Annotated in this window: 3 protein-coding genes; all 3 read left to right on the top strand. The window is 61.1% G+C overall.

Features of this window, described 5'->3' with window-relative positions; all coding sequences use genetic code 11:
* Nucleotides 1-65 precede the first annotated feature (65 nt).
* Nucleotides 66-1,499, top strand: coding sequence for an aldehyde dehydrogenase (locus GVK95_RS24970; RefSeq protein ID WP_159953384.1), 1,434 nt, complete (start codon nucleotides 66-68; stop codon nucleotides 1,497-1,499).
* Between the two features lie 67 nt (nucleotides 1,500-1,566).
* The gene (locus GVK95_RS24965; protein WP_159953383.1) at nucleotides 1,567-2,235 is read left to right on the top strand and encodes an NAD-dependent epimerase/dehydratase family protein; all 669 of its coding nucleotides are present in this window, start codon (nucleotides 1,567-1,569) and stop codon (nucleotides 2,233-2,235) included.
* A gap of 23 nt (nucleotides 2,236-2,258) precedes the next feature.
* Nucleotides 2,259-3,055: AraC family transcriptional regulator ligand-binding domain-containing protein (locus GVK95_RS24960; RefSeq protein WP_159953382.1), on the top strand; the 797-nt coding region annotated here is incomplete at its 3' end.

Here is a 3,055-nt window from a genome sequence, read left to right as displayed (position 1 = left end):
TCCATATTCATTTCGAGTTCAGGCGTGGTCACCCCGCCTGACAACACTCGGAAAAGGACTATAGCATGACATCGTATGAGCAACTTTTCATTGGCGGACAGCGTGTAGCGCCGTTGGGCACCGAAATCATCGAAGTCCGTTCGCCTTATGACGGCTCCCTGACTGGAACCGTGCCGGCTGCCAGCAAGGCTGACGTCGATGCCGCGGTAGAGGTCGCGCGCGCGGCTTTCGACAACGGCCCCTGGCCGAAGACGGAACCTGCTCAGAGACAGGCCATCCTATCGCGCTTCGTCGAGCTCTACAGCGCGCGCGCGGAAGAGTTCGCCACACTCATCACCAAGGAGAACGGTGCGCCGATCGGCTTTACGGGCGTTCTCTCGGGCATGCTCGCCATGCAGAGCCAGGCTTACCTGAAGGCCGCTTCCGAGTATCCATGGGAGGTGCGGGTTTCGGGAGCCGCCCATGGCAATGCGATCTGGCGGCGGGAACCGCTCGGGGTCGTTGCCGCGATCATCCCGTGGAACGCCCCGCATCAATCCGCCCTGGTGAAACTCTTCCCGGCTCTTCTCGCAGGATGCACGGTCATTCTCAAGCTTGCCCCGGAGACCGCGCTTGACGGCCAGTTGCTGGGTGAACTCTTCATGGAAGCAGGTCTGCCCAAGGGCGTCCTCAGCATCTTTGCCGCGGACCGCGACGTCAGCGAACATCTGGTCGTCCATCCGGGCGTCGACAAGATCGCGTTTACGGGTTCCACAGGAGCAGGTCGCCGCATCGCGTCTCTGGCTGGCGAGCAGTTGAAGCGTGCCAGCTTCGAACTCGGCGGCAAGTCGGCGGCAATCGTATTGCCGGGTGCCGATGAAGACGCCGTGGTCGCCGGGCTCCAGTACGCCTCGTTCGGAAACAATGGCCAGTCCTGCGTCGCGCATAGCCGCGTGCTGGTTCATCGCGACAGGCATGATGCATTCGTGGCCGCCCTCGCCGCCAGGATCGGTTCGTTGAAAGTGGGCAACCCGCTGGAGCCTGACACCTTCTTCGGGCCTCAGGTATCCGAGCGCCAACGCGAGCGGGTGGCCGGTTATATCGACATCGGGATTTCCGAAGGCGCGACTGTGGCCCTTGGCGGTCCAGGCATGCCAGACGGGATCAACCACGGCGCGTTCGTCCGCCCCACCATATTTGCCAATGTCCGTAACGACATGCGGATCGCGCGCGAGGAAATCTTCGGCCCGGTCATCTGCGTGCTGCCTTATGACACTGTCGATGAAGCCGTCCAGATCGCCAACGATTCTGAATACGGCCTCTCGGGCGGCGTCTGGGCTGCCGACGAGGAAACGGGACTTGCCGTTGCCCGCCGTCTTCGCACAGGCACGCTTTCGGTCAACGGCGCGTTTACCGGCTTCGATGCCCCGTTCGGCGGTTACAAGAACAGCGGTATCGGCCGCGAATTTGGAGCCGAAGGGATCAACCATTACGTCGAACACAAATCCATCGGGGTTTGACAATTGAAGCGCCCGGCGCGGTGTCCATCGCGCCGGGCATATCGGACGTCAACAGGAGCGTGACCAGGTGAAAGTGATGCTGTTCGGGGCGACGGGCATGGTCGGGCAAGGCGTGCTGCGCGAATGCCTTGCCGCGGATGACGTGGAACACGTCCTGTCTGTCGGAAGAACGTCAACGGGTGCTACCGCCTCCCGTCTGCGAGAGCTTGTTCTTTCCGATTTGTTCGATCTTGCAGGCCACGAGACCGAGATTTCAGGGTACGATGCCTGCTTTTTCTGCCTCGGCGTTTCGTCGACTGGGATGGATGAAGCCTCTTACATCCGCATGACGTTTGATCTCACTTTGTCGATAGCCACCCTGTTGTCGCGGCTGAACCCAAGGATGACATTCATCTATGTCTCCGGCGTCGGTACGGACGAAAGCGAGAAAGGGCGAAGCATGTGGGCCAGGGTGAAAGGGCGGACGGAAAATGAAATTCGCAAGCTACCCTTCAAGGCTGCCTACATGTTCAGGCCAGCCGCGATCCTGCCAGTAAACGGCGAGCGATCGAAGGTTCAGGCGCTGAACTCGTTCTATGCGGCCACCAGCTGGCTGCTTGGTCCGCTCCGGGGCCTGATGGGCGGGTACGTGCTGACGACTGAGGACGTCGGTCGAGCCATGCTGAACGTCGCGCGCACCGGCTGGAATAAGCCCGTCCTTGAACCAGCCGACATCCGCAAGGCGTCGACGCCCTGAAAACTCCAAACCGCGAGTTGCATATGCGCCAGAAACCCGATGAGAAATTCAGGATATCGCCAGCCTTGTGGAAGGGATTGGCACTTGTCGGTCTGACGCCATCTGCTGTGCTGCGCCAGGCGAGACTTCCCGCAAGCCTTCATGTCCGTGACAAGAGCGCTGTCGATACCGCGCAGTTCTTCGAACTCTGGAAAGCCATAGAGACACTCAGCGGCAATCCCGCGATTGGCCTGGACCTTGCGCGCCGCCTCGACACGGCCGTCTTGCCGCCCTCGAGTCTTGTGGCCTTTTATGCCCGCGACTACCGTGACGGCCTTGGGCGCATGGCACGGTTCAAGCAGCTCTGCGCGCCTGAGCGCGTTCACGTCGTCGAAGGTGGAGGTGAAGCGGTCGTGACGATCGAGTGGTTGCACGCCACCGAGAGCGATCCCTATTCGCTGATTGACGCGGCATTTGCGTCTTTTGTCGAACTCGGCCGGAGAGGAACAGGAACCTCCATCGTGCCCAAGCGGGTCGATCTGGTGCGGCCCGACGTCGGAGGCACCGCGCATAAAGACTATTTCGGTTGCGCGGTTCGGTTCGCGGCGGAGCATAACGCCTTGGTCCTCGACGCCAAAGACCTGGATCGGCCCTTCCCCGGTCACAACGCAGAGCTCCTGGACATGCTGGGACCGACGCTCGCCTCCGCTTTGGAAGAGATTCAGGAAGACAGTTCAATCGGCGATCAGGTGAAGGTTTTGCTGAAGCGAGCACTTGCCGCGGGTCGTCCGGAGTTCGGCGATGTCGCCCGCGAGCTGGGCATGAGCGAAAGAACGTTACA

Origin of the sequence: Rhizobium sp. 18065 (genome assembly GCF_902706095.1) — a bacterium.
GTDB lineage: Bacteria > Pseudomonadota > Alphaproteobacteria > Rhizobiales > Rhizobiaceae > Allorhizobium.
This window is presented reverse-complemented; position numbering and strand designations above follow the sequence as displayed.